At 45.8% G+C, this 26,520-nt stretch carries 17 protein-coding genes and 3 pseudogenes; 7 read left to right on the forward strand and 13 right to left on the reverse strand.

The window, feature by feature from the left end:
• The 4 genes and pseudogenes from BN93_RS10855 to BN93_RS10870 all read left to right on the forward strand — a co-directional run.
• On the forward strand, positions 1–685 hold a 685-nt coding region (locus BN93_RS10855), incomplete at its 5' end, for a nicotinate-nucleotide--dimethylbenzimidazole phosphoribosyltransferase (protein ID WP_019188347.1).
• Positions 660–1,477 (forward strand): annotated as a pseudogene (locus tag BN93_RS10860) (adenosylcobinamide-GDP ribazoletransferase). The gene BN93_RS10855 and the pseudogene BN93_RS10860, both read left to right, overlap by 26 nt.
• A 16-nt stretch (positions 1,478–1,493) precedes the next feature.
• A complete protein-coding gene (gene cobC, locus BN93_RS10865; RefSeq protein WP_019188348.1) occupies positions 1,494–2,024 on the forward strand; it encodes an alpha-ribazole phosphatase in 531 nt (176 codons plus the stop codon).
• A gap of 189 nt (positions 2,025–2,213) precedes the next feature.
• Positions 2,214–3,770: a PAS domain-containing protein gene (locus tag BN93_RS10870; protein WP_019188349.1), complete on the forward strand. Its 1,557-nt coding sequence runs from the start codon at positions 2,214–2,216 to the stop codon at positions 3,768–3,770.
• A 248-nt stretch (positions 3,771–4,018) separates the two neighbouring features.
• Here BN93_RS10870 and BN93_RS19175 read toward each other — a convergent pair.
• From BN93_RS19175 to BN93_RS10930, 13 genes and pseudogenes are all read right to left on the reverse strand, one after another.
• A pseudogene (locus BN93_RS19175) lies at positions 4,019–4,110 on the reverse strand (transposase); the annotation flags it as partial.
• Positions 4,111–4,116: 6 nt separating this feature from the next.
• Entirely contained in the window at positions 4,117–5,043 is a 927-nt protein-coding gene (gene menA / locus BN93_RS10875; protein WP_019188350.1) for a 1,4-dihydroxy-2-naphthoate octaprenyltransferase, read from the reverse strand.
• Positions 5,043–5,909 (reverse strand): type II pantothenate kinase, encoded by an 867-nt coding sequence (gene coaW, locus BN93_RS10880; RefSeq protein WP_019188351.1) that lies wholly within the window; start codon positions 5,907–5,909, stop codon positions 5,043–5,045. The genes menA and coaW overlap by 1 nt, the downstream gene beginning before the upstream one ends.
• A complete protein-coding gene (locus tag BN93_RS10885) occupies positions 5,900–6,595 on the reverse strand; it encodes a B3/B4 domain-containing protein (protein WP_019188352.1) in 696 nt (231 codons plus the stop codon). The genes coaW and BN93_RS10885 overlap by 10 nt, the downstream gene beginning before the upstream one ends.
• Positions 6,595–8,593: pseudogene (gene ligA / locus BN93_RS10890) on the reverse strand (NAD-dependent DNA ligase LigA). Before ligA ends, BN93_RS10885 begins: the two are co-directional and overlap by 1 nt.
• Positions 8,594–8,645: 52 nt before the next feature.
• The gene (locus BN93_RS10895) at positions 8,646–9,455 is read right to left on the reverse strand and encodes a DUF4738 domain-containing protein (RefSeq protein WP_009229687.1); all 810 of its coding nucleotides are present in this window, start codon (positions 9,453–9,455) and stop codon (positions 8,646–8,648) included.
• A 22-nt stretch (positions 9,456–9,477) separates the two neighbouring features.
• Positions 9,478–10,794, reverse strand: coding sequence for a UDP-glucose dehydrogenase family protein (locus tag BN93_RS10900; RefSeq protein WP_019188353.1), 1,317 nt, complete (start codon positions 10,792–10,794; stop codon positions 9,478–9,480).
• Between the two features lie 41 nt (positions 10,795–10,835).
• Positions 10,836–11,384, reverse strand: a complete 549-nt coding sequence (rfbC, locus tag BN93_RS10905; protein WP_009229689.1) for a dTDP-4-dehydrorhamnose 3,5-epimerase — start codon at positions 11,382–11,384, stop codon at positions 10,836–10,838.
• 1,550 nt (positions 11,385–12,934) lie between these two features.
• Positions 12,935–14,008 (reverse strand): thiamine-phosphate kinase, encoded by a 1,074-nt coding sequence (thiL, locus tag BN93_RS10910; RefSeq protein WP_019188354.1) that lies wholly within the window; start codon positions 14,006–14,008, stop codon positions 12,935–12,937.
• 212 nt (positions 14,009–14,220) lie between these two features.
• Complete coding sequence (locus BN93_RS10915; RefSeq protein WP_084768787.1) at positions 14,221–15,030, reverse strand: purine-nucleoside phosphorylase; 810 nt, start codon at positions 15,028–15,030, stop codon at positions 14,221–14,223.
• Positions 14,915–16,093 carry a tetraacyldisaccharide 4'-kinase gene (lpxK, locus tag BN93_RS10920; protein WP_019188356.1) on the reverse strand — a complete coding sequence of 393 codons (1,179 nt, stop codon included), beginning with the start codon at positions 16,091–16,093 and terminating at the stop codon, positions 14,915–14,917. Before lpxK ends, BN93_RS10915 begins: the two co-directional genes overlap by 116 nt.
• 8 nt (positions 16,094–16,101) lie before the next feature.
• A complete protein-coding gene (gene sppA / locus BN93_RS10925; RefSeq protein ID WP_044260550.1) occupies positions 16,102–17,877 on the reverse strand; it encodes a signal peptide peptidase SppA in 1,776 nt (591 codons plus the stop codon).
• Between the two features lie 659 nt (positions 17,878–18,536).
• Positions 18,537–20,096, reverse strand: a complete 1,560-nt coding sequence (locus tag BN93_RS10930; RefSeq protein WP_019188359.1) for a C10 family peptidase — start codon at positions 20,094–20,096, stop codon at positions 18,537–18,539.
• 651 nt (positions 20,097–20,747) lie between these two features.
• Here BN93_RS10930 and BN93_RS10935 point away from each other — a divergent pair.
• The 3 genes from BN93_RS10935 (at position 20,748) to BN93_RS10945 (ending at position 25,303) form a co-directional block, all read left to right on the forward strand.
• On the forward strand, positions 20,748–21,674 hold the full coding sequence (locus BN93_RS10935) for a magnesium transporter CorA family protein (RefSeq protein ID WP_019188360.1): 927 nt from the start codon (positions 20,748–20,750) through the stop codon (positions 21,672–21,674).
• A 113-nt stretch (positions 21,675–21,787) separates the two neighbouring features.
• Positions 21,788–23,551: a DUF349 domain-containing protein gene (locus BN93_RS10940; protein ID WP_044260553.1), complete on the forward strand. Its 1,764-nt coding sequence runs from the start codon at positions 21,788–21,790 to the stop codon at positions 23,549–23,551.
• Positions 23,552–23,605: 54 nt separating this feature from the next.
• On the forward strand, positions 23,606–25,303 hold the full coding sequence (locus BN93_RS10945) for a putative transporter (protein ID WP_019188362.1): 1,698 nt from the start codon (positions 23,606–23,608) through the stop codon (positions 25,301–25,303).
• Positions 25,304–26,520 lie beyond the last annotated feature (1,217 nt).

The raw sequence follows: 26,520 nt of genomic DNA on the forward strand, positions 1-26,520 counted from the left end.
CAACCGCAAGATAGCTAACGGCACGCGCAACTTTCTTCACGAACCAGCCATGAGCCAGCAGCAAATGCAACAAGCCCTAAACACTGGCAGCGAGCTAGCAGAAAGTAGCAAAGCCAAGGGCTGCAACGTGCTTTGCCTGGGCGAAATGGGCATTGGCAACACCTCGCCATCAAGTGTTTGGATGAGTGTTTGGGGCAACTTGCCGCTTAGCAGTTGCGTTGGAAGTGGCTCTGGGCTAAATACTGAGGGCGAAAAGCACAAGCTAGCCGTACTCGAACAGGCCGTAAGCCACTTTAAACGCCAACCATTGCCCCACAACGACCCAGCAACCATCATCCAATACTTTGGCGGATTCGAGATGGTGGCCGCCATCGGGGCGATGCTCCGCGCTGCCGAACTGCGCATGATCGTGCTAGTCGACGGTTTCATTATGTCTGCCTGCATGCTGGCCGCAAGCAAACTAAACCCTGCTGTACTTGATTATGCCGTCTTTGGACACTGTGGCGACGAGAGCGGACATCGCCAATTGCTGTCCCTGATGCAAGCACAACCCATCCTACAACTAGGTATGCGCCTGGGCGAAGGTACGGGGGCGTTGTGCGCTTACCCCATAATCGAAAGCTCCGTACGAATGATAAACGAAATGAACAACTTCAAAGATGCGAATATCGACAAATACTTCTAGATGGTACGACCGTCCTTGGGCGGCCTTCATCTTCTTTACCCGACTTCCTTTCTGGCGTATTCATCAACCCCCGAAAGACGCTTACGAGTCGGTTGTTGAGTTCTGGCCTCTCGCAGGATGGCTAACAGGCGCGCTAATGGGTGCCATCATTTGGTTTGGCTCAAAGGTTTTGCCCTTCTCCATTGCCATTTTAGCGGCCATTACTGCCCGATTGCTGGTTACGGGCGCACTGCACGAAGACGGATTAGCCGACTTCTTCGATGGTTTCGGCGGGGGAGGAAAAGACCGCAGCCGTATTCTCGCCATCATGAAAGACTCGCATATCGGCACGTTCGGCGTTCTTTCGCTCATCGTTTACTTCGCGTTGTTCTTCGAATGTATGCTTTCACTCGGCCCATTATACGCCGCACTCGTTGCATTCACGGCCGATCCGTTCTGTAAAATGGTGGCAGGACAAATCACCCAGATACTTCCTTACGCCCGAACCGAAGAGCAAGCCAAGGCTCATAACATTTATCGCAGGTTCAATCTCACGGCAGGGGTCTCGCTCATGGTGCAAGGTCTTACGCCATTCATTGGCCTTCTTATTTCGATGCTCATTGGGGCAGCCGACTTTTAGATTGGAATTTCCTTGTAGCTGCACCCTGTCTCACCATGTTTTTCCTATACATGCTGATGCTGCGCCGCATCAAAGGCTATACGGGCGATTGCTGTGGAGCCGTGTTTTTGCTGTGCGAGTTGGCATTTCACCTAACGGCCGTAGTGTTACTCACCGCTAACTTTACCCTTTAAAATCGTTTTTTTAGATATGGAAATCATCCTTGTAAGGCACACCAGCGTGGCTGTTGCCAAGGGCACATGCTATGGTTGGACCGATGTTGCGCTGTCAGAAACCTTCGAACAAGAGGCTACTCTCACCCGCAACGCCTTGTCAGCACACGCCCCTTTCGATGCGGCATACAGCTCACCACTTAGTCGTGCCACACGCCTTGCGGCTTTCTGCGGTTACGAAAACCCCATAATCGACCCACGATTATGCGAAATGAACATGGGCGATTGGGAGATGCAACGTTTCGATGAGATAGTAGACGATAACCTTCAACGTTGGTATGCCGACTACATGAACATGCGCACAACCAATGGAGAGGGTTTCCCCGACGTGTATTCACGTGTTTCCGACTTTCTCAATCAGTTGAAAACCCAACCCCATCGCCGCGTGGTGGTGTTCGCTCATGGTGGTGTGCTGATTTGTGCAGGCATATATGCGGGAGTATTTAAGCGCGAAAACGCTTTCGAACACTTAACGCCCTTTGGCGGATTGCTAAGGATAACTATCTGAATGCCCCACTCCATCACCGCAACAGGCTGATGGAAAACCAGGAGAATAAAACCGAATAACCGCTAACCATCATAACCCATCACCCCAATCCTTAACCTTTTTTAAACCCGCGAAGTAACAATTGTTACCAAACAAACAACATTTTATAACTAAATTTGCAACGTAATCGAAATTAAAATAAGACCAAATATGGAACATAAAATGAGAGGTTACCTCCCGCCGATGGACCCAGAAAAGCTTAAAGCGCTTTTCGAAATAGAGAATGCATTCAAGTCCGGACAGCTATCTGCCGACGAGGCCCGACAGCAAATTAAAGAACGTGTAGGCAAAGTTAGTGCCTACCACGTGGCCTACATAGAGCAGACAATGACCGAAGAGACCAGCGACGAATGCATTCGCGAAGATGTACACGCTATAATCAACATGCTGGGCGACCAAATAGACAACACGATGCCCAATCTTCCGGCCGACCACCCCATCATGCATTACCTTAAAGAAAACGAGGAAATGAAGCGATTGCTCTTAGCGGTGGAAGACTTGGTGCAATACCCGATGATTAAGAACCAATGGCTTGAGCTATACGATAAGATTAGTCAGTACCCCATACACTACAAACGCAAACAAAACCAACTTTATCCCATGCTTGAACGCAAGGGATTTACACGCCCCACAACAACAATGTGGACCTTCGACGACATGGTGCGTGATGAAATTCGTGAGGCAGAACGCCTGCTGCGCGAAGACCAAGAAGACGCCTTCATCAAACAACAAGAACGCGTCCTACTCTACGCACGCGACCTAATGGAGAAAGAGGAATTTATCCTTTATCCCACGTCGATGGCCCTTATCAGCGAAGAAGAGTTTGAAGACATGAAGAGTGGCGACCAAGAAATTGGCTTTGCCTTCTTCGAAGTGGAACACAAAACCACTGAAAACAAGGTGGGAACCCAACCGAACGAACAAAATAACTTTGCCAACGATTTGCAAGCCTTGCTCACAAAATATGGGTATTCGGCTGCCGGCGGAGGAGACAAGTTGGATGTTACCACGGGCAAACTAACGCTCGAACAGGTGAACCTCATTTACAAACACCTGCCCATCGACATCTCCTTCGTGGACGAAAACGAACTGGTTTGTTTCTATTCAGACACCGACCACCGCATTTTCCCACGCAGCAAGAACGTTATCGGACGCGAAGTAATGAACTGTCACCCCCGAAAAAGCGCACATATTGTTCGCGAAGTGATAGACAAGCTAAGGAGTGGCGAACAGGATAAGGCCGAATTTTGGATTAACAAGCCAGGATTGTTCATCTATATTATATATGTGGCCGTACGCGATAAGGATGGAAAGTTCCGTGGCGTACTCGAAATGATGCAAGATTGCACCCACATTCGCGCATTAGAAGGCTCGCAAACGCTGCTTACATGGAGCAATGGCGACACGCTTGAAACCGCCGAACAAAGCCACAACACGCAAGAAACGCGAGTTGAAGATGCAGAAACCGAAGACGAAGAGACGACAGAACCTGTAACAGAGATTACTCCTCAAACTCGTCTGAAAGATCTTCTCAAACAATATCCCACGCTTAAAAGTCGGTTACCCGAGCTCAATCCCAAGTTTAAGATGCTCAACACACCGCTAGGCAAAATCATGATGGGCAAAGCTAACGTGCAAATGATGAGCGAACGCTCTGGAATACCGCTCGATAAACTTATCGAAGGGATAAAGAAACTGATAAGCTAAAATCTCAATTAGGTATATAGGCAGGATAACACAACCGTCGGCCAGCTGAATGCAAACATGCACTTCTGCTGGCGGACTTTTTTATTTGCATACATCTAATTCCAATTATTGCTGTCCGGTAAAATCAAATTAAAAGGCACTAACTATAAAAGTGCGTAATTCATCTTGGCTTTTCTCTCTTCCTTTCTTCTAGAGAAAAATTAGTATGGTTAGTCTTGTTCTTCAACAATTCATTGATGTTTTCTATGATAACACCAGCCCGTCGTTCCCTTCCCGTTCTTGGCAAGTCCATTAAATCTTTGTTGAATATCCTTCTCCTGTTGTGGCATAAACGTACTATTCTTTTTTACCTTAGCACCATATCAAGCAACATTCCTATGGCTGTGGCTACCCCATAGACGGTGATATTGGCTGCTGTTTTGCCTAATACTTTGTTTAATGCCTTGCCTTTGCTGATAGCCTTCATCGTATTAAATGTCTTTATGTGCAAGGGAATATAACATAACGAGAAGGCGAAAGCGAAGTAATGTCCTGCAAGGATGAAAGCAAAGCCCGACAGCAAAATGGCAAAAAGGCCAACAAAGAGATAGAGCCATAAGGTACGTTCTAAGCCTAACCTAACGGCAAGCGTGCGTTTACCTGCCTCAATATCATTTTCGATGTCGCGGAAATTGTTTACTATTAATAAGGTATCTATCACAAAACCGCAGGCAAGAGCTAAGGCAAAAGGTTCGGCGGAAAAGCTTAATGTTGGGTGTGGAAGGGCTAAAAGATAAGTGCCATAAACAGGAACAAGGCCGAAAAACACCAACACAAGTAAGTCGCCCATACCTTTATAAGAGAGATGAGTGGTGTATAGGAAACAAAAGACAACGCATACCAATCCTACCAAGATGGTTATCCATCCGCCAAAGAAGATAAGCGGCAGACCGATGAGGCAAGCCAAAAGGGTTGTTAGATACAGGGCACACTTCATTTTTGCAGGCGTAATCCAGCCTTGTGCACAAGCTCGTTTGGGGCCAAGGCGCTTTTCGTTGTCGTTGCCTTTGCGAAAATCGAAGTAATCGTTAACAAAGTTGGCATCTATCTGCATCACGAAAGCAAAGAGAAAGCAAAACACAATGGGTAACAACCTTATCTCGTTGCCAGCTTTTAGATAGGCAGACATGGCTCCAAGCAATACGGGAACAGCTGCACCAGTAAGTGTTTTGGGGCGTGCAGCCAACAACCAGGCCTTGGCCGAATTGTTTTTTATGGTTTTATTTGTATTCATTATTTGCCGTGGAGGTGTTGCCCCTTCTGTTTCTTTTCGAGTATTCCTTGATAATAATAAAGGGCTGCGCCAATGGCCGTGCAGAACTCGCTGTGCTTAGGGATGCGAAAATGTACATGATAAAGCCTTTCCATAGCTGGGAAAACGTCTTTGCATTGCGGCAAAAGGGTTAGGTTGCCAATGAGCACATATTCTTTTATGCCTGTATTTAGCGACGAAAGGATGGTGCCACTGCCGATGGATTGCAGCACCATACAGATTAGTCCGAGGGCGATGTCTTCGCGAGATGCATTGCTTTTGGCGTTACCAAAAAGACTTGCAGTAGCATCCATTGGCAAACCTGACAAAGGTTGTGCGCTGATATCGCCGATAAGCAGGTTGATATTGGTGATGTCGCCTTGCAGGGCAAGTGTCGACACCTGCTTGATATCGTCGGTTTTGAGCAACATACGCGATAGACCTTGCAACGTTCCACCGCCGATACCGATACCGCCGATGTGTTCAATGCGGTCGCCATCGCATTGAACTAGCGATGTTCCCGTGCCCATACTTACCACAATCATACGGTCGATCTCCGTTTCATAGCGTGCGCCAAGTCCGTCGGCTAAGAACTCATCGGCCTTGTTGGTGGGCAATCCGTAGATGGGTTCGTTGATGTAAGCAGCACCAACTCCGGTGAGCATCACGTGTTCAACTTCTTCCAAAGAAATCTTATTGTCGTGCAGATACTTGCCAAATGCTCCATAAAGCGAAGTTACAGGGTCGGTGGCCTTGATGCGCAAGGGCGAAATAACAATGCCATCCTTGTTTATCCCTACAATCTTTGTGGTGCTGATGCCCACGTCTATGCCGATAACTATTCCCATGTTTTGTTTGAAGTGTCTGGTTTGAAGATAAAGAATTGTCCGCCATCGCTTTGACAATGAGCGCGCAACAAGTCCGAAATGAAAGTGGCGTTTTCGCGAACACGAGCCTCATTGCCGTCGTAACCATTGATGAGCACCAATAATTCGCAGGTGTCTAAGGTCAGTTTGGTGCGTTCGTTGTCACTTGTGGGGGTGCCAATGCCGCCCAGTTCGTCGCGATATACGGGCAAGCCCTCGATATTTAATGTGCCTCTCCCAATGCCTTCGTATGGTTCGCCCGCTTTGCCTACGCCTAATTTCAGCGTTGAACCTGCGATTTTGGAGGCGTCGAAACCACCAATGCTGTATCCATGCACAATACTAGCCAGGTTTATAAGGTCTACCAGGGTGTTGGCCTGATAGAGATTTTTGCCCTGTAACAGTCGTCTGATGAGCGACTCGGATGCTGGGCGGTATCGCGAAGGGTCTTTTCCCAAGGCCTTATACACCTGTCTTGTAGCGGCAATGCTGGGCTGTTGTTTCAGCGATTCGGTAGTGAGAGCCTGCCGAAGTTGTGCTTGTGTGGCCTCGATCTTCTCCCATAGGTGTGCATCGAAGGGCGTATTAGCCACCTTAGCCACAAGGCATGCACCCACAAAATTGGGACAGACCGCAGCTATTTCGGGCAAAACAGAAACGGTTATCATTATTCCAACATTTTAAGAAAGGCGCTTTCGTCTATCATGTCGATGCCCAACTGCTGCGCTTTCTGCATCTTTGATGGCCCCATATTGGCTCCTGCGAGGATGAAAGACGTTTTGCTGCTTATCGAACTGACGTTCTTTCCGCCGTTACGTTCAATCATCTCCTTATATTCGTCGCGGCTATGCTGCTCGAAAACACCGCTAATAACGATGTTCTTGCCAGCCAACTTATCGCTAGCGGGCTGTTGTTGTTCGGCATTTAGCGACATTTGCAACCCATGCTGGCGAAGTCGTTCGATGATGTTGAGGTTCACTTCATCGTGGAAAAAGCGCACAACGCTTTCTGCTATCACCGTACCTACGCCTTCAACTTCAACAAGTTGCTCGGGTGTTGCAACCATCAGCGCATCTATCGACTTGAAGTGCTTGGCCAATAGCTTAGCCGTTGTTTCGCCAACGAAACGTATTCCGAGTGCGAAAAGCACACGCTCGAAAGGCGTAGACACAGAATCTTGAATGCCTTTCACAATCTTTTGAGCCGACTTCTGCCGTGTTCCGTCGCCATTTATTTGCTCTGTGCGTATCTCGTAGAGGTCGGCCACGTTGCGAACAATTCCTCTGCGGAAGTAATCGTCTATGGTTTCAGGACCGATTGAGTCGATATTCATGGCTTTTCGGGCGATGAAGTGCTCTATACGTCCTTTTATTTGGGGTGGACAGCCCGTGTCGTTGGGACAATAATAGGCCGCCTCGCCAGCATATCTCACCAATGGGGAACCGCATTCGGGGCAGTTACTGATAAAATGAACTGGTTGGAGATTGGGCGAACGGTGATTAACATCTACGCCAACAATCTTTGGAATGATTTCGCCACCTTTTTCTACGAAGACGTTATCGCCGATATGGAGGTCGAGACTACGAATGAAGTCTTCGTTGTTAAGGGTTGCACGTTTCACCGTTGTGCCTGCTAGCAATACGGGCTCCATGTTGGCAACGGGCGTTACAGCACCTGTACGCCCCACTTGGAAGGTAACTTCGTTTAGGCGAGTGCAAACGCGTTCGGCTTTAAACTTGTAAGCGATGGCCCAACGTGGGCTTTTTGCAGTAAAGCCTAGCTGTTGCTGCTGGCGCAAGCTATTTACTTTTAGTACGATACCATCGGTGGCAACGGGCAAATCGTGGCGTGCGGTGTCCCGAATGGTTGATAAATTCGTATATTTGTTCTAGCGATGTGGCCTTATGCATGCCTTGGCTCACCTTAAAACCCCATGTTTCGGCTGCTTTTAGGTTTTCGTAATGGCCGTCGGATGGCAAATTGTTGCCGAGAAGATGGTACAAGTATGCGTCTAGCTTGCGTTTGGCAACGAGTTTTGGGTCAAGGCTTTTCAATGTGCCGCTAGCTGCGTTTCGTGGATTGGCAAATAAGGATTCTTCTGCCTTTTCTCTTTCTGCGTTCAGCTGTTCAAACACTTTCCAAGGCATCAATATTTCGCCTCGAATCTCAAATTCGTTGGGGTAACCCGTGCCGGGAAGTACAAGTGGAATGGCACGAATTGTGCGAACGTTAGCCGTTACGTCGTCTCCTTGTTCGCCGTCGCCACGGGTAACGGCCCTAACAAGACGCCCCTGCTCGTAGGTTAACGAGATGCTAAGCCCGTCGTATTTCAGTTCACAACACACCTCGAAAGGTTGTCCGCCAAGGTCTTTGCTGACGGTAGCGTACCAACTGGCCACCTCTTGTTCATTATAAGTGTTGGCCAACGACAGCATGGCGTACCTGTGTTTCACTTGTGTGAAACCCGTGCTAAGGTCGCTACCCACGCGTTGAGTGGGCGAATTGGGGTCGTACACTTCGGGATGCTTGGCCTCCAAGTCTTGTAACTCGCGCATTAAGCGGTCGAACTCTTGGTCGGACAACGTAGGCGAGTTCTGCACATAGTACAAGTAATTGTGGTGGTGGAGCTGTTCGCGCAGTTCCTCAATTCGTTTAATCTCTTCCATTTGCACTGTTGTGTTAGGGTTGGACATTAGAATGTGGGCGTATAACTGTTAACTATTTGCCAAGCTGCATTTTAAGCTTGCCTGTGGGCGAAACACTAACTTCCACCACATAGTAGCTGGGCGAATCGGGCATGGCCAGCAAGGCGTTGAAGTGCACACCAGACTTATCTACGCCATAGAGCGTGAGGTCGCTAAGGATAGCTTGCATCAAGAAATCTTGGGGAACGAACTTGTTGAAGTCGTTTTTCCTGAAATCGTGAGAGAAGAGGCGGTTTGCGCCAGAGTACACCGTGAGATTGACGATGTTGTCGTGGTAAACGTTATCCACTTCTACGCCCTCATCGTTGTAAGTAGCCTTGATAACCTTGTAAGTGGTAGGGTTAACCTGGATGTAGCATCGATAACGCATATCCTCGTACGAAACAAGTGTGTCTTTTTTTATCAGCTGGTTTTGGTTTAGCACTTGCGCCTTGTTGTTATCGAATTGAAACTTGTCGAGTGCATCTTCACTAAGCGTAAGTTTCACCGTTTCGCCATTCGAATTGTTAAACATAAAGAGGTGGGGTGCCTGCTTTACGATGGGGTATTTCACCGTATCGTCGGCTCCATGAATAACCAGCGTGTCCCTGAATATCTGAAAATAAGCAGGAGAGCTAGTCGAATCGGGGTAGTAGATGGTGTCGCCTTTCACCTTAAAGGCCACACTCTCATCGTCGGCATTTATCCAAATGCCTTGCAACATTTGTTTGGCTACCTTGTCTTCTTCCACTTTCCCTTCATTCTTGGGCGTTTTAGGAGCACAGGCCACGATAGCCGTCGCGGCACATAACAAGGCAAGGATGTTGTTTGTTCGTAAAATCATCTTATGTGTACAATCTGTAATTCTACCGGCCTATGCTGTGATAGTCAAAGCCGTAACTTTCTAATTCTTTCTTCTCAAATATGTTTCTGCCGTCGATAAGCAGCTTTCGGTTCATCACTTTGCCCACAATCTCCCAGTTGGGCAACCTAAATTCGTTCCATTCGGTGAGCAACAATAATGCGTCGGCATTGTTAACGGCATCGTACAGGTCGCTCGCATAGTTCACCGTTGTACCAATTCGCCTTTGGCATTCGGGCATAGCCACGGGGTCGTACACCTTAATACGGCAACCAGCTTGCCTAAGCAGCTCGATAGTTACTAACGCAGTAGACTCGCGCATGTCGTCGGTTTCGGGCTTGAACGATAGTCCCCATAGGGCGATGGTCTTGCCGTTAAGACCTTCTTTGGCAAAAGCGGCGGCCAACTTGTTGAAAACTACGTGTTTCTGGGCTTCGTTTACACGCTCAACGGCTTTGAGAACCTCCATAGAATAGCCCATGTCGTCGGCCGTCTTGATAAGTGCCTTGACATCTTTGGGAAAACAACTGCCACCATATCCACAACCAGCGTAGAGGAATTTTCGGCCAATACGGGTGTCACTTCCTATGCCGGCACGCACCATATTCACGTCTGCCCCTACCCGTTCGCATAGGTTTGCGATGTCGTTCATAAACGATATTCGGGTGGCCAACATGGAGTTGGCCGCATATTTTGTCATTTCGGCACTGGGAATGTCCATGAAGATAACTCTGAAATTGTTGATGAGGAAAGGCTTGTACAGGCGTGTGAGCAGTTCTTTTGCCTTTTCGCTCTCCACGCCAACCACTACGCGGTCGGGACTCATGAAGTCTTTGATGGCGTTTCCCTCTTTAAGGAACTCTGGGTTACTGGCCACATCGAACGTTACGTCGGCATGCCGCTTGTCTAATTCGGCCTGTATGGTTTGGCGTACAAGCTTGGCCGTGCCTACCGGAACAGTACTCTTGGTTACCACCACCATGTATTTGTTGAGGTGTTGGCCAATGGTCCGTGCCACCTGCAACACATATTTAAGGTCGGCACTGCCGTCTTCGTCGGGTGGGGTTCCAACAGCCGAAAAAACGATTTGTTGCTCGTTAAGGACACATTCCAAAGAGGTAGTGAAACGTAGGCGACCTGCTTTGACGTTTTTAAGCACCAATTCGTCTAGACCTGGCTCGTAGATGGGTATCTCGCCGCGCTTTATTCGTTCTATTTTCTCGGTGTCTACGTCTACACAAGTAACGCTCGCACCAGTGTCTGCAAAGCATGCACCCGAAACAAGTCCTACGTATCCTGTTCCTACTATAGCTATATTCATAGGTTAACTTTCCTCCTCTTTAGTTAGTTTGTTCGCCTTTGTTACTCAAAGACTTCTGCCTCGCCCAGGCTTTTGCCTTTTAGGTCTTTCGCACTGGTAACAATCTTGTCGTACTCAATGGGCCATTCAATGCCCAATGTTTCGTCGTTCCACCTAATGCTGGTTTCGCTTTGCGGGCAATACACGTTATCTACCTTATATGTAAACACCGCCTCGGGGCTCAACACGAGAAAACCATGAGCAAAACCACGAGGTATAAACAATTGTTTTTTATTCTCGTCGCTCAGTTCTACGGCCACATATTTGCCAAAAGTGGGCGAACTCTTGCGCAGATCTACGGCTACATCGAGAACCCTTCCCTTGATGACACGCACCAATTTGGCTTGCGATGCCTCACCTTTCTGATAGTGAAGGCCACGTAACACGCCAAAGGAGGATTTCGACTCGTTGTCTTGAACGAAGTCTACTTTACCAACATGTTTTTCAAATTCTTCTTTTTTCCAGGACTCGAAGAAATAACCGCGCTCATCGTTAAAAACCTTTGGTTGGATAACGAAAACGCCTTGTAGTTCTGTTGCTATGTATTCCATCGTGATTTATTTTGATGTACAAAGATAGTACAAAACAAAGAAACGACAAAAGAAAATTGATAAATTAGCCCTTAGTTGGCGATAAGTTAACTATTGGCCGCCGAAAGAATGCCCAAACGCATAAACAGGTAAGCATAAAAATGGGTGGCGACACTTACTTGGCCAATACCCAATTTGTTTTTTATCTTCATGTTGTCAAGATGTTTTTTAGTGCATTTTCTTTATCTGGTAGATGAAAATTTCCTTCTAGGCAAATAACAGGCGTTAAGTAAAAATTGAGTAATATGTAGATATACAACTGATAAACAACAAGTTATAATAAAATATTTTTCTTTAAGAAAGTGTATTAAGTTGCCATCTCTATCTTTATCTTGTCTATAAATTGAGAGTAGTTCGTTACCTTTGTGATGCCAACACAAGATAAGCATCCCCTCTCACATGCAAAGTGCTGACAGATCAATTTACTGGCTTGTAAACTCCTGAAAACCCAAACAACTCTCGATTGAATCAATTCATCAGTTCAAAAGCCCACCAACTCATCTACTCACCAATTTGTCAACTCACAACCTCATACCCCCTCAACTCGCCGACTCAAAAAAACACCAACTCAAAAAACAAAAATAACACCAACTTGTCAGCTCACAACCTCATCAAGTCACAAACTCAAAAAATCAGCAACTCAAAACTTAAATTATTATCTTTAATTTTAAAAAAGCACTCAGGATTTAACTCCGTTCTAGCGAAAATATCGGCCAAAAAGTAGGTAAATTGCTACTATTTCTAGTCTTTCACGCCTTTCGCTTTGTCTTCTTTTAAGAATAAGACCTGCGTTTTGCACCATTTAGCCTTTCTAGTTTGGTCGACATCTCGTAATTTTTCAATCCCAATTGCCCGCTTTTAACCCCTAAAAAACCACTTTTTAGCGACTATTTCGCCCTTTTCTGCCATGTTTTTAATGGTTCGAAAAGGTATTATCCATCTCTTTGCAGTGAATTTTTATGCGTATTGTATCGCATTTAGCACCATTTTGTACTGCATTTAGCACCATTTTGCCTTGCGTTTAGCACCAAAACGCCTTGCATTTAGCACCAAAACGCACTGCATTTAGCGGCATATTGCGGTACATTTGGCCGCTAATAGCCCCAAAATGGGTGCAAATGACAGTTCCTTTAAATAAATATTCATTTTGCCGTATGCACATGCTACCCCCTTTTTGAATCAAAACAAACCTTCGCGAGAATCGATTTTTTGCGCCAAGGTGGACGATTGGTTGACAAAAAGACCACTCTTAATGTTAAATTTCTTACTAAAAACTAGACAAAAACAATCATGTGTGTATGTACGCGCATGGGCAACGATCTGAACAAACCCGCTAGAACAAGGCACACTTGCCTATGGGGTATAACAAAAACTCCCGATTTCATCGTGAAATCGGGAGCTTAATAAGAAGCACCATCACATGTAATGCAAATGGTAGTCCTGCTGTTTGAAAATTGTATTTCAAAGCTTTTGCTCTCATCAGAGAATGGCATACTGGATGCCTTAGAGAACTATTGCCCTTGTAAAGGATTCCAACCTTGGGCTGTTATCTCGAACTCGGTACCATCGCGAGCGACAAGCTGTTTACCAAACTCGGGCTTTGTGATATGTCCAATGAGTTTGACGCCTTCCATTTCCTCGATTTTGGAATGGTCGCCAATGGGAACGGTGAACAGCAACTCATAGTCTTCGCCACCATTCATGGCGCAAGTGGTTACGTTCATATTCATCTCTTCGGCCATCACCGCTGTTTGATAGTCGATGGGGATGTTCTTTTCAAAAACCCTACACCCACAGTTACTTTGGTCACAGATATGCAACAGTTCGCTACTAAGCCCATCAGAAACATCCATCATCGCGGTAGGCTTGATATTAGCTTCGCGCAATCGCTTAATGATGTCGCCTCTGGCCTCTGGCCTTAATTGTCTTTGCAAGAGATATTCCTTACCGGCGAAGTCGGGTTGGAAGGCTTTTAGCTGTTGTAGAGCCAGTTGGTCGTTCTTCTTTCTGGCCTCGTCTACTTGTTGATAATATACGGTTTTCTCCCTTTCGAGAAGTTGTAAGCCCATGTAAGCCGCTCCTAAATCGCCAGACACACATATCAAGTCGGTATCTTTTGCGCCGTTGCGGTAAACAATTTCATTTCTCGGAGATTCGCCAATACAAGTGATGCTGATGGCTAAACCCGTATAAGACGATGTGGTATCGCCGCCAACAATATCTACCTTCCATTGTTCGCAAGCAGCGCGCAGTCCTGCGTAAAACTCTTCAAGGTCTTCCACCTTAAAGCGTTTGCTTAGTGCCAAGCTTACGATGAGTTGGCGAGGAGTGCCGTTCATGGCGAAGATGTCGCTGATGTTTACTTGGGTCGACTTGAAACCTAAGTGGTACATGTCGATGTAAGTGAGGTCGAAATGCACGCCTTCCATCAACATGTCGGTGCTGACAAGCACCTCGCTATCGGGATAATGCAGCACGGCACAATCGTCGCCCACGCCATATAGGGTTGCGTCGTTGTTGGTTTTGAGGTCTTTTGTTAGGCGCTTTATCAGTCCAAACTCACCAAGCGCGGATATTTCTGTCATTGTCTGTTATTTGTTTCAAGGGGTGTGAATGTCAGCTATTACTTGTATTTACAAAAGCAATTGCCTTGTTTTGGCTGGCAATATGGCAGGACAAACACCATATTCTGTTTTTGCTATACTGAGTGGGACGGCATCTCGATTGCCACAAAGTTTGTGGTAAAGACGATGCCGCCCCACCCTATTCCATCGATATTGGATTTTAACTATAATCCTTAGCTACGCTTAATAATTTCTCTCATTATCTCTGTCATCAGCGGCTGTGCCTTGTTAGCGGCCACCTGAACCTCTTCGTGACTTACTTCCACGGGCTGGTCTTCCAGTCCAAGGTCGGTGATGATGCTCATTCCAAACACCTTAATGCCGCAATGACGTGCCACAATAACTTCGGGAACGGTACTCATGCCAACGGCATCGCCTCCCAATCTGTGGTACATCTTGTACTCAGCAGGCGTTTCGAAGGTTGGACCCGACACGCCAACGTAAACGCCGTGCACAACCCTTATGCCCTTTTCTTTGGCTATTTGGTCGGCCAAGTCGCGCAACTGCTTGTCGTAAGCCTCGTGCATATCGGGGAAACGCGGACCAGTTGGGAAGTTCTTTCCACGCAAAGGATGTTCGGGGAAGAAGTTAATGTGGTCGTCGATAATCATCAAATCGCCGATAACGAAGTTGAAATTCATGCCACCCGATGCGTTAGAAACGAAGAGTGTCTCGATACCTAGCTCGTACATCACACGTTCGGGGAACGTAACTTCCTTCATATCGTAACCTTCATAGAAGTGGAAACGCCCTTCCATAGCCATGATGTCCTTGCCACCCAGCTTGCCAAAGATAAGTTTTCCTGCATGTCCTTCGACAGTGGAAACGGGAAAATTGGGTATTTCGTTGTAGGGGAACTCGTATTTGTCAGTTATTTCTGAAGCTAATTGGCCCAGCCCCGTTCCGAGAATGATTGCCGTTTTGGGACTTGTTGTCATCCTTTGTTTTAACCAGGATGCTGTTTCTTGAATTTTTTCGTACATAGTTTATAATTTTATTGTTAAAGCTTTCCTCCTGTTCCAGCATAAATTGGATGCGTACTGGCAAGGCGTACATGTTATCCTTAACTTCTTGTTCGAATCCTTCTATGAACTTGATGCGCGATGCATCTTTCTCTGTGGTGATGATTATCTTTGGCGAAGGAAGTTCGGCGAATTTGTTGTTAATGGTGCGAACATCCTTTTTTGAGAAGTTATGATGGTCGGGAAAAGCAAGCTGGTGCAGGTTGAATCTGTACACCGCTAAGTCGGTTTGCATTTGCTTTGGCGATGCAATACCTGTGAGCAGCAACACATTACATGCCTTTGGCAAGCTGTTCAGTGCAATGGAACTCTTTCCGTAGACAGGTTTTAGGTCGTCGTACACCAATGTGGTGAAATAGAGCGACTGATAAGGATAGAGGTCTAGGGCTTTCATCAGCACCCGATACTCCATTGGTCGCAGGTCTTTGGGGCATTTGGTGATAATCACAATGTCGGCTCTCGACTTGCCTTCTTGTGGTTCGCGCAAACACCCAGCAGGTAAAAGCTTGTCATAGATGATGAGTCGGTGATAGTCTACAAGGAGTATGTTCACCCCTGGCTTAACGTAACGGTGCTGGTAAGCATCGTCTAACAATATCACATCAACGTCTTTTGTTTGTTCATCACTCGTTAATCTGTCTATGCCCCGCGTTCTTTTCTTATCTACGGCCACATACAGTGTCGGGAATTTCTGCTTCATTTGGTAGGGCTCATCACCAATTCGCGACATCGTGCTTTCGTTGCTGGCCAGCACATAGCCCTTACTCTTTCGCTTATATCCTCGCGAGAGAACGGCAACTTTCATCTTATCCAGCAGTAGCGACACAAGATATTCCACGTGTGGGGTTTTGCCTGAACCGCCAACGGTGATGTTACCCACTGATATTACGGGTATATCGAACGCTCTGGATTTAAGTACACCAAGCCTAAACAGCAGGTTACGAAACCCTACGCCTAACCCATAGAGCCAGCTTAAAGGCGTGAGCCATTCGTGGATTTTGATGAAATCGCCTTCTGTCCTCATGTTTATTTTTATCTGATGTTAAGTTCCAAAGACAAACGAGCTTGTATGGCTTCGCGCTGATTAATTTTGCGAATGAGCATGAAAGGCTCGTAAGCGGCACCAAGAGTTAGTCGTAATTGCTCGTCCAGTGTGTTGCGGGGCACCACACTGTTGAACAATTGGTCTTGCCAACTAGCTGGTGCTGGATATTCAGACACGCCATAATCCTTAATTTTAGCTAATTGTGCGGCCTTTTCTACCGCATCTTTAATACCTCCCAGCTGGTCTACAAGTTTATTTTTTAAGGCATCTGTACCTAACCACACACGTCCTTGGGCAATCTTATCTAAGTTGGTAACAGACATTTTCCTTCCTTGCGATACCCGATTAAGGAAAGTTGCATAGCCACGATTGATATAACCTTGGAGCATTGCCATCTCTGCTGCATTGAAAGGACGCGCTGCAACATTGCCAAAGGCACTGTTGGCGTTGGTCTTCACCTCGTCGAACTTCACTCCAAGCTTTTCGGTAACTAGTCCGCTAAGGTCGGGGAACACCCCAAAGATACCGATGCTGCCAGTTAACGTGTTAGGTTCGGCCACAATCCAATTGGCTCCACAACTCATATAATAACCTCCAGAGGCTGCATAATCGCCCATCGACACTACAACGGGTTTCTTCTTACGCAGTTCGGTAACTTGATGCCAGATCTGTTCAGAGGCGTATGCGTCGCCGCCAGGCGAGTTAACGCGCAGCACCACGGCCTTGATGTCGTCATCATTTTTGAGGTCTTCAAGGTTTTTGCAAATGTCTTTCGATACAATGCTTGTATTGTTGTTGAACATTCCCCCAGGTGCAACCTGTACTATGTCGCCCTCAGCGTAGTAGATGGCGATGGTTCCGTCGTCGGTGTCAGCATCTTGTGGCACATTGCACATCGCCGTAACGCCTACTTGGTTGATGCTTTTGTCGGAATCGATGCCAAGAAGTTTTTTCACTTCGCCTTTCACTTGGTCGGCATAAAGCAATTTGTCTACGAAACGTTTCTTTACAAGGCTCTGTGCATCGGCAAACAATTGATATTCGTCAGCGTATTTGTTAAGGGCGGGAATACTTATCTTCCTACTCTCGGAAACGGCCTTACAAACATTGGCCCATAGTCCATTGAGATACATAGATACTTGCAGGCGGTTGGCATCGCTCATCTTCGTTTCGGTGAACATCTCCGTTGCACTCTTAAATGTGCCTACCTTCGCAACTTGGTATTTCACGCCGAACTTGGCGGCGAGGTCCTTAATGTAATAGGGTTGCGAAGATAATCCGTGCCAATCTACCTGTCCTTGTGGGTTAAGGAAAATGTGGTTGGCTACGGATGCCACGTAATAGCAGCCTTGGGTGTAGGTGTCGCCATAGGCAACAATCCATTTGCCGCTCTTCTTAAAGTCGGCTAAGGCGTCGCGCAACTCTTGCAGCGTGGAGAATCCTGCGGCCAATGGCCCTGCTTCAAGGTATATTCCTTTTATGTCGTCATTGTTTTTTGCTTTTCTGATGGCCAGCAACATGTCGTTCAGCCCATTGTTTTGGATGGTGTTGCCCGATAAAAAGCCCAACACGTCTGGGGCAGCCATCTCGCTGATGGTACCAGAAAGGTTGATTGTCAATACGGAATTGTCTTTCAGTTTTGTCTCTGTGTCGGCCGAAGCAATCATGCCAATGATGCTCATTATCATGAAAGCAAAACAACAGAGGCAGAAAATAAGCACTCCGAGGGCGGATGCAAGTGCGGATTTTAAGAAATCTTTCATACAGCAATGATATAATAGGTTATGTGAAAGTTGCACCATCGTGCAAGGTCTTGCGCGTTATCGTTCAGCACGCCGCGATACGCGCATAATTGCCTTGATGGTGGTGTTTGTATGCGCTATTGTGCAAAGTTATTGATTTTACAGCGAAAGGCATCATCTTTTTAGTGTTTTTTAAGGGGTTCAAGATAAAAACCATTCCGAGACAACTCTTTAATGGAGCTGATAAGTAAGATCGGTTTTGTTTGGTTGTGAATGTTATCCTTGCGGTAGGTATAATAGCGTGTGTTTAAAGAATGCGGGATAACCTAATGCCAAATAATGAGTTATTCATTATACAGAACAACCAATTGGGAAATGCTTAGAGCAGTTGGCCCGACATGGAGAATTAATTCTTAAACCAAGAAAGGCGCGTTTTCGTTATACCCTACGTACAAAGCCAAAGTTTGTCTGGCCATTGCAAAGGTTAGAAAACGCGCCTTTCCTGCAATGAAAAACGAAAATTGACACTACCAAGTGCAAACTGGACGTACCCAAAAGTAGCATCGTCCGCTCACCACCACACCTTGTACATGGTGTGACGTGGTAGGCTGACGAACGTTTTTCGACCATATTATTCGGCGGTGGATAAAGATATTCACAACAACTGCAAGCCTTCAAACTTATTTTTCCTTAGCGCTTAGCCTTGTATTTGCGTTAAATGTATAGTCCATGCGTTTGTCTTTCCATTCATACGTCTCAACACTCACCTTGTTTTTAGAAACCACAAGCGTTTGTGTGTTGCTGTAAGCAATGGGTTGCCAGCCAGAAAACTTATCGGGTTTGGCCACCAATTCGTTGGAGACAGGTTTCACCGTGTACGTGCCATTGGGCAGTTCGGCAAGGTTAATGTTGTTAAACCGAAGATCCTTGGTGATGAACATGCTCGACCATTGCAGGGCCGGGTCTTTAAATTCCACAACTTTAATCAGCTTACCTTTCATATCATATACCGCCAATCCAACCTTGCCTGTAAAGAGACCTAGGTCGCCATTGCTTTCGTTGTATGTACCGATATTCTTCAAGCAGGCTTGGATGGGGAAGTTTCTGGGTACCTCGTGCTGTAAGAACTTAAATGCATCAACAGCTTGTGCCTCCAATCCCCTAATGTTTTTAAATTGAACATGGCGTCCAGTCTTAGGATGAGCCAGCACAGCCTCCATTTCCAAGGCGAAGATATCGGTGCCAAAGACTTCGTCGTCGAGCGGAGTGTAGAGCGTGCCAAAGTCGAACCAGCCATCGTTTTCGCCTGCCCACCCCCAATTTACGTGGATGTAGCCTTGCTTGTCGATGCCATCGAGCAAGAACGAATGACTGCTTTCGCCAATGAGTACGGGGTAGCCATTGGCCAATTCGTTAATTACAAGTTCATAAAACATCCCTTTGGGCATGTATTCCTTACTAATATGTTTCACTGAATAGTCAAAATTCTTGCGCAATGCATCTAATGCCCACTGCATGTTAGATATGCTTCCTTTGGCTTCGTACTTCATGTTTACAGCCTTCCCCACGTCGCTTAGCAGCACGCCAACGGCATCTTTGCCCACCTCGCCCATCTGTGTGCTATTGTCTTTTATCTCATTCCACAGATAAACACTACTCTTTTGGGCATTCGTTCCTGACTGATCAACAAACTTTGGCGGACGTTTAGTCGGCCATTTGTTGTAGTACATCAGTTGAGAAACTGCTGTTGCAACACAGCCAGTTGGCATGTTCACGTTGTTGTCTTTTGGGGTATGGAGTTTGAAAGGCATTTCTTGGTTCCAAGTACACGACAAGAGCGGCTTTATTTCTTTCTTCACATTTAACACAGACTTTGAAAATCCAACCCTGTTGCAGCGATATGCCATTACCAACAGTTCGTAATGGCGCAGCAACGAATAGAAATAGTCGGGCAGCCTGGCCTCGTTTGGCGTGAACCGATTGCCATATCCCAATATTGGAGGCAGGTCGCTTTCGCCCGAAACGATAACAAACCCCTTGTGCCCGCTGTTGGTGAATATATAGAATGCGGGGTCGCCCTCAGGCTTTAAGGTACTTCTTGTTACGAGTTCGGGCTTTTTAAAGTATTTACTTGCAATGTCGAACGCTGCTCCTTGGCTCACCTGTACTGCATTGGCACAGGTGAAATGAACCAAAAATGCAATGAGGCAATATGCCTTCTTGATGTTATTATTCTTCATGATGCACGGTACAAATAGATGTTATCAAGGCGTTGTTTCCCCTCTATTGATGTTCATGGCCTTCTATTCCCTTATTGGGTGCGTTTCATGGGGCACTGCCTTTCAGATATTAGTTGATGCAAAGATATGGAAAAGTTTTATTCTTTACAAACTTTGTCGTGTATTTATTTTGCAATTCACATTTATTTACCTATTATTTTCCTGTTATTCCGTGGCACATAGATGAGAGGTGGAAAGACCTGATTTTCAAATGGCAAGAACATTTCTGAAAAACATGTCATTTATTGTTACCTATCATGTTTGTTAGGCCTTTAACTCCTACTCTTTCTACAGCCTCTTATAATATAAGGTGTAAGTTAGGTAAGGTAAGCCTGAAATATATTAAAAACAAAAACCTCATTGAAAATGAATTGACAATTAAATTCCATACCATTGAGCCTGACATGCCCCTCTTCATGCAAACAAACCATTTACGATAAAGTTTTTTAAGAAAACCCAATCGTTGTTTCCTTATTTTTAATTACCTTTGCACCATAGAAATAATAACACCCAATACATGGACGATTATCATTCGGATAGATTTATCTTTTTGTAGGAGGTTAAGCTCAAACAGGCTAATCTTCTGCTCCGTTTTATTTGAAGATTAGCATTATGAGAACATATTGGAATTTCAATTCTGCATTAAAGGTCATTGACGAGTGGCAACCCAATTGCTGGATACAGGTTACGTGTCCAACAGAAGAAGACCAAGCCCTTCTAGAAGAACGTTTTAACATTCCCGACTATTTCCTTTCAGACATCAGCGACACCGACGAGCGCGCCCGTTACGAATACGACGACGGCTGGATGCTCATCATCCTTCGCATACCATACGTTAAGGAGATACGTTCGCGAACGCCATACACCACCGTCCCCTTGGGTATCATTCACAAACGCGACGTAACCATCACTGTCTGTTATTACGAAACCAATATGATGATAGACTTCGTAAGCTATCAGCAGAAACGAGGAGCGGGATTCACCGACCATGTAGACATGATATTCCGTCTCTTTCTCTCGTCCGCCGTGTGGTATCTAAAACGCCTTAAACAAATAAACATCCTCATAGAGAAAGCAAAACATAACCTAGACCAAGACGTAAACAACGAGTCGCTAATCGGACTGAGCCGCTTACAAGATTCGCTTACCTATTTCAACACTTCCATTCGCGGTAACGAAAACCTACTGTCGAAACTGAAATTCAAACTGCAAGTGGACGAATTGGATGCCGACCTCATCGAGGATGTGAACATCGAGATGACTCAGGCAAGAGAAACGACAAGCATATATTCGGACATTCTCGAATCTACAATGGACACTTATTCGAGCATCATCAACAACAACATGAATACAGTGATGCGTACACTAACCTCGGTGAGCATCATTATGATGTTTCCCACACTCATCGCCTCGCTTTTCGGAATGAACCTCATCAACGGAATGGAGCAAAGCAAGTGGGGATTTGCCGTGGCCATCATCCTCTCGTTCCTTGTTTCGGGGCTGTCATGGTGGATTTTGCGGGCGAAACGTTTGCTTTAAAAGTAGAATAGTAAAAAAAGATGTACTAAAATTAGGTGCTTTCGACTTTTTTATTTAAGTTTGCACCGCAATCAACCAACGTGTAATTGTTATAATCAACTAAATCATAATAAATGATGGACTCTCAAGAGAAAGCCCTGCTAGAGAACGCAGCAGACGATACTAGCAAAAAGACCTATAAGTCTAAAGAAGAAATTCTAAGGCGAGCAACAGAGATTGTGGCCGAGAACGAGACACCAGACAAAGAGGAAATAGATAACCTTAAAACCACATTCTACAAACTGCACATTGCTGAACGTGATGCCGAACAAAAAGCATATTTGGAGAATGGCGGCGACCCTGATGCCTATCAAGTGTCGCCCGACCCCATTGAAGAGGCGTTCAAAGCACAGATGGGCGTTATAAAAGAAAGAAGGGCGAAACTCTTTCTGGAACAAGAACAAGAAAAACAGGAAAACCTCCAGAAGAAAACAGAAATCATAGAGAAGATAAAGGCTATGGCTACATCGCCAGATGAAGCCAACAAATCGTATCAGGCATTTAAGGATTTGCAACAGCAATGGAAAGAAATCAAGGCCGTTCCAGCAGATAAAGCCAACGAATTGTGGCGCAATTATCAACTCTATGTTGAGCAATTCTACGACTTGCTCAAACTTAACAACGAGGCAAGAGAATACGACTTCAAAAAAAACTTGGAGTTGAAAGAGAAACTTTGTGAGAACGCAGAGCGCTTAGCTGATGAGAAAGACATCATCAGCGCATTCCACCAACTACAAGAATTGCATCAGGAATATAGGGAAATAGGCCCTGTTTCCAAAGAACTACGCGAGCAGATTTGGGCACGTTTCAAGGCTGCCTCTACGGTAATAAACAAGCGTCACCAACAACATTTCGAAGAGATGCGCGCCAACGAAGAGGAAAATCTTGCTAAAAAGACTGCTCTTTGCGAAAAGGTGGAGACCATCGTTGCAGCAGAAAACAAAGGCGCAGCCGACTGGGAAAAGCGTACAAAGGAGATTATCGACATACAAGCAGAATGGAAAACCATCGGGTTTGCTCCGCAAAAGATGAACGTGAAGATATTCGAACGTTTCAGAACTGCATGCGATGTATTCTTCTCGCGTAAAGCCGACTTCTTCAAAGCCATGAAAGAGAAGTATGCACAAAACGCTGAAAAGAAGAAAGAACTGGTGGAAAAGGCACGCCAATTGTCTGAAAGCACAGATTGGAAGTCTACTGCCGACAAGCTTATTGCCCTACAAAAGGAATGGAAAACCATTGGCATGGTACCCAGAAAGCTTGGCGATAAACTTTGGAACGACTTTATCACGGCCTGCAATCACTTTTTCGAGGCCCGCAATGCAGCTCATGCTGGTACCAGGGGCGAAGAGCGCGAGAACCTAAGCAAGAAGAAAGCTGTTATCGCAAAGTTGAAAGAGATGATGGGAACAACGCCAGACAATGCCGCTGAAACCATCAAGCAACTGATAGAAGAATACAACGCCATCGGCCATGTGCCTTTCAACGAGAAAGATAAGGTTTACGCACATTTCCACGATACGGTAGACAAGCTTTACAAGGAACTGAACATTTCGGTTGCCAGCCAGAAACTGGACGACTTTAAGAGCAACTTGAAGAACCTTGCAAAGAAAGGTGCCGACGTGGTTGACAACGAACGTGGCAAGTTGATGCGTCGGTATGAGGCTTTGAAGTCTGAAATCCAGACTTACGAAAACAACCTGGGTTTCCTTACCGCCAAAAGCAAGAAAGGTAACAGTCTTGTTGACGAGATGAACAGGAAAGTGACGAGACTTAAAGACGACTTGGAACTTGTTCGCCAAAAGATAAAAGCCATCGACCAACAAGAACAAGATTAAATTGCACTCAAACAACATGTTTAACTATTAAAAACAACCCTATCCTCGAAAAAAATGGACTGGTTAATTGCTCTTTTTAACACCAACGACTCGGTGGCGCACATCGTGTTGCTCTACTCCGTCGTCATTGCAGGCGGTGTGTTACTCGGAAAAGTGAAAATTGGCGGAATATCGCTCGGAGTAACTTTCGTTTTGTTTGTTGGTATCCTTGCCGGACACATCAAGTTCACAGCTCCAATTAACATTTTAACCTTTATGCAAGACTTTGGGCTTATCCTCTTTGTCTTCTGTATTGGTTTGCAGGTTGGCCCAGGTTTCTTCGAAAGTTTCAAGAAAGGCGGCATCAAGCTCAACTTACTTTCTGTGAGCCTTATCTTGTTGAACGTGGCTGTGATGTTTGCCTGCTACTTCATCTTCTTCGACACTACGGACGTCAATGCGCTCCCCATGATGGTTGGAACACTTTCGGGTGCAGTAACGAACACGCCTGGTCTTGGTGCAGCCAACGAAGCTCTATCAAGTATGGAGAAATCGTTCCCCAATGGTCTACCGCAAATAGCTTCGGGGTATGCGTGTGCCTATCCTTTGGGTGTGCTAGGTATTATCGGTGCAACTATAGCCGTTAGGTACATCTGCCGTGTTGACCTGCAAGAGGAGGAGGAAAAACTTGCAGAACAAGAAAATGAAGACCCACACGCCAAACCACATATCATGCACGTGAGGGTGAACAACTCGTATCTCGACGGACGAACGCTTGGCCAAATCTCCGAGTTCCTAAACCGCGATATGGTATGCACCAGATTGTATCACGATGGGAAAGTGGTCATTCCTCAGCAAGATACTGTGTTCTCGGTAGGCGACGAGGCACTTATTGTCTGCGCAGAGAGCGATGCGGAGGCCATTCAGGTGTTTATCGGCGAAAAGCTACCAGAAGAATGGGCTTACGAAGACAAGGAACAGCCCCTTGTTTCTAAGCGCATTGTGGTTACCCGCCCCGCCATCAATGGCAAATTGCTGCGCGAAATGCACTTTACTAGCGTATATGGCGTTAACATCACGCGTATTACTCGCCAAGGCATGAACCTCTTTGCTAGTCCAAGCCACCGTTTCCAAATCGGCGACCGCGTAGTAGCTGTCGGTCCCGAAGACCATGTTGACCGCGTAGCCGAAGTGCTTGGCAACTCTGCTCGCCGTTTGGATGCCCCCAATGTGGCCACAATCTTCATTGGCATCATCGTGGGAATACTTTTCGGAAGCATTCCTTTGCACATCCAAGGCATCCCTGCCGCCCTCAAGTTGGGTATCGCTGGCGGCCCGTTGGTTATCGCCATCCTTATTGGGCGTTTCGGTTATAAATTCAAGCTGATAACCTACACAACCACATCAGCCAACTTAATGCTTCGAGAAATAGGCTTGGCACTTTTCCTTGCAAGCGTTGGAATAAAGGCGGGTGCGCATTTTTGGGACACTGTTATACAAGGTGATGGAATTAAATATGTGTACACTGGTTTCATCATAACAGTTATTCCCATCCTCATCGTCGGCACAATCACCCGATTGGTATACAAGTTTAATTACTTCACCATCATGGGAATGCTTGCTGGTACCTGTACAGACCCACCCGCATTGGCATACGCCAACCAGATTTGCTCGCGCGAGGCACCTGGTATTGGCTACTCCACGGTTTATCCGCTAAGTATGTTCTTGCGTATTTTCACGGCGCAGCTCATTGTACTCTTCTTCTGCGGATGAATTTAAAGTTGTATAGCGACATCGTTTGGGCGAAAGAGTCCTACATTTATATCTAATAAAAGCCTGCGACCAACTTCTTTGGTTACAGGCTTTTTCATTAATGAGCCATAGCTGCCTTACATTGCTTTCGCCAATTCGGGATAAGTTCATCGGGGCTGTTTCTTCGATAGCAGTGGTAGCCTGTCTGTTGCTGTCCGCTAAACTTCAAATCGGCTCAGTTCCTCTATTTATAATGCCCATCAATAGGCTTTGCGGATTTCGTTTTCGAAAAGTAAGCCCCCTTTCAAACTATCATTCTTCCCGAAAGTTCTTCTATGTAAGTGTTCTTTTGTTGGTACAGGGATTAAATTCAACGAAGTCATGCGATGGCTCAGAATAACGGTCACAAGATTGTAAAACATTTGTACCATAATTTAACATTATGAGTGCCCTCGCCGTAAAATTTCCAGGCATCGGTCGGAAATTCACGCGTATTTTTAAAGTTTGTAACCAATTGACTCATTGACGTTTACGACGGGAGATGCACAAATGCATGCTTTTTAGCATGTATTAGGGGTGCAAAACGATATGAAGTGATCAACCAAACGCCACCAAGCAATTTTTTATTCAAAATGTTCAAAATGCCTATAAATATCCCTTAAAATGGTGCTTTTTATGGCTTTTTGCTGCATTTTGCTGCATTTTACCTCGCGTTTTGGTGCATATTGCACTGTGTTTTGGTGCATATTGCACCGCGTTTTGGTGCATATTGCATTGCGTTTTGGTGCATATTGCATTGCGTTTTGGTGCATATTGCACTGCGTTTTGGTGCAAAATGCGTTACAATAACTAGCGATTAAGCACCATTTTCTTGTGATTGCGGATGCAAATTTTCGGGAATTTTTCTTCAAAGAGAAATGCAAAAGCATAGTAAATGACCAAAATCGGAGGGGGTAAGCACCCAAGAATAGCTGAAATTTCATCGTTTGGGCGCATTTTATATGGCTTTTAGTGGTTATTTTCTTCTAGACAGGTTCGGCCGAAGACTGTGTTTTGTAAAATATACTTACCGTATTAACATATCGCAAACAGACGATTTCGGAGATAGGGCTGACAGCTATCTCTCGGCATAAGCGATAAAACTAAACATGATGGGCGCAATGATGCGAACAAGTTTAAGTCATTACTGAGGTAATGATATAGGGCAACGAAACGCGTAAGGCCTTCACAATTCACCC

It is taken from the genome of Prevotella conceptionensis 9403948, from assembly GCF_000312305.1.
In the GTDB taxonomy this organism is placed as follows: Bacteria; Bacteroidota; Bacteroidia; order Bacteroidales; family Bacteroidaceae; genus Prevotella; species Prevotella conceptionensis.

Coding starts and splice junctions, on each gene's coding strand:
- cobC (WP_019188348.1), top strand. CDS start 1,494: ATGGAAATCATCCTTGTAAGGCACACCAGCGTGGCTGTTGCCAAGGGC.
- BN93_RS10870 (WP_019188349.1), top strand. CDS start 2,214: ATGGAACATAAAATGAGAGGTTACCTCCCGCCGATGGACCCAGAAAAG.
- menA (WP_019188350.1), bottom strand. CDS start 5,043: ATGAATACAAATAAAACCATAAAAAACAATTCGGCCAAGGCCTGGTTG.
- coaW (WP_019188351.1), bottom strand. CDS start 5,909: ATGGGAATAGTTATCGGCATAGACGTGGGCATCAGCACCACAAAGATT.
- BN93_RS10885 (WP_019188352.1), bottom strand. CDS start 6,595: ATGATAACCGTTTCTGTTTTGCCCGAAATAGCTGCGGTCTGTCCCAAT.
- BN93_RS10895 (WP_009229687.1), bottom strand. CDS start 9,455: ATGATTTTACGAACAAACAACATCCTTGCCTTGTTATGTGCCGCGACG.
- BN93_RS10900 (WP_019188353.1), bottom strand. CDS start 10,794: ATGAATATAGCTATAGTAGGAACAGGATACGTAGGACTTGTTTCGGGT.
- rfbC (WP_009229689.1), bottom strand. CDS start 11,384: ATGGAATACATAGCAACAGAACTACAAGGCGTTTTCGTTATCCAACCA.
- thiL (WP_019188354.1), bottom strand. CDS start 14,008: ATGACAGAAATATCCGCGCTTGGTGAGTTTGGACTGATAAAGCGCCTA.
- BN93_RS10915 (WP_084768787.1), bottom strand. CDS start 15,030: ATGTACGAAAAAATTCAAGAAACAGCATCCTGGTTAAAACAAAGGATG.
- lpxK (WP_019188356.1), bottom strand. CDS start 16,093: ATGAGGACAGAAGGCGATTTCATCAAAATCCACGAATGGCTCACGCCT.
- sppA (WP_044260550.1), bottom strand. CDS start 17,877: ATGAAAGATTTCTTAAAATCCGCACTTGCATCCGCCCTCGGAGTGCTT.
- BN93_RS10930 (WP_019188359.1), bottom strand. CDS start 20,096: ATGAAGAATAATAACATCAAGAAGGCATATTGCCTCATTGCATTTTTG.
- BN93_RS10935 (WP_019188360.1), top strand. CDS start 20,748: ATGAGAACATATTGGAATTTCAATTCTGCATTAAAGGTCATTGACGAG.
- BN93_RS10940 (WP_044260553.1), top strand. CDS start 21,788: ATGATGGACTCTCAAGAGAAAGCCCTGCTAGAGAACGCAGCAGACGAT.
- BN93_RS10945 (WP_019188362.1), top strand. CDS start 23,606: ATGGACTGGTTAATTGCTCTTTTTAACACCAACGACTCGGTGGCGCAC.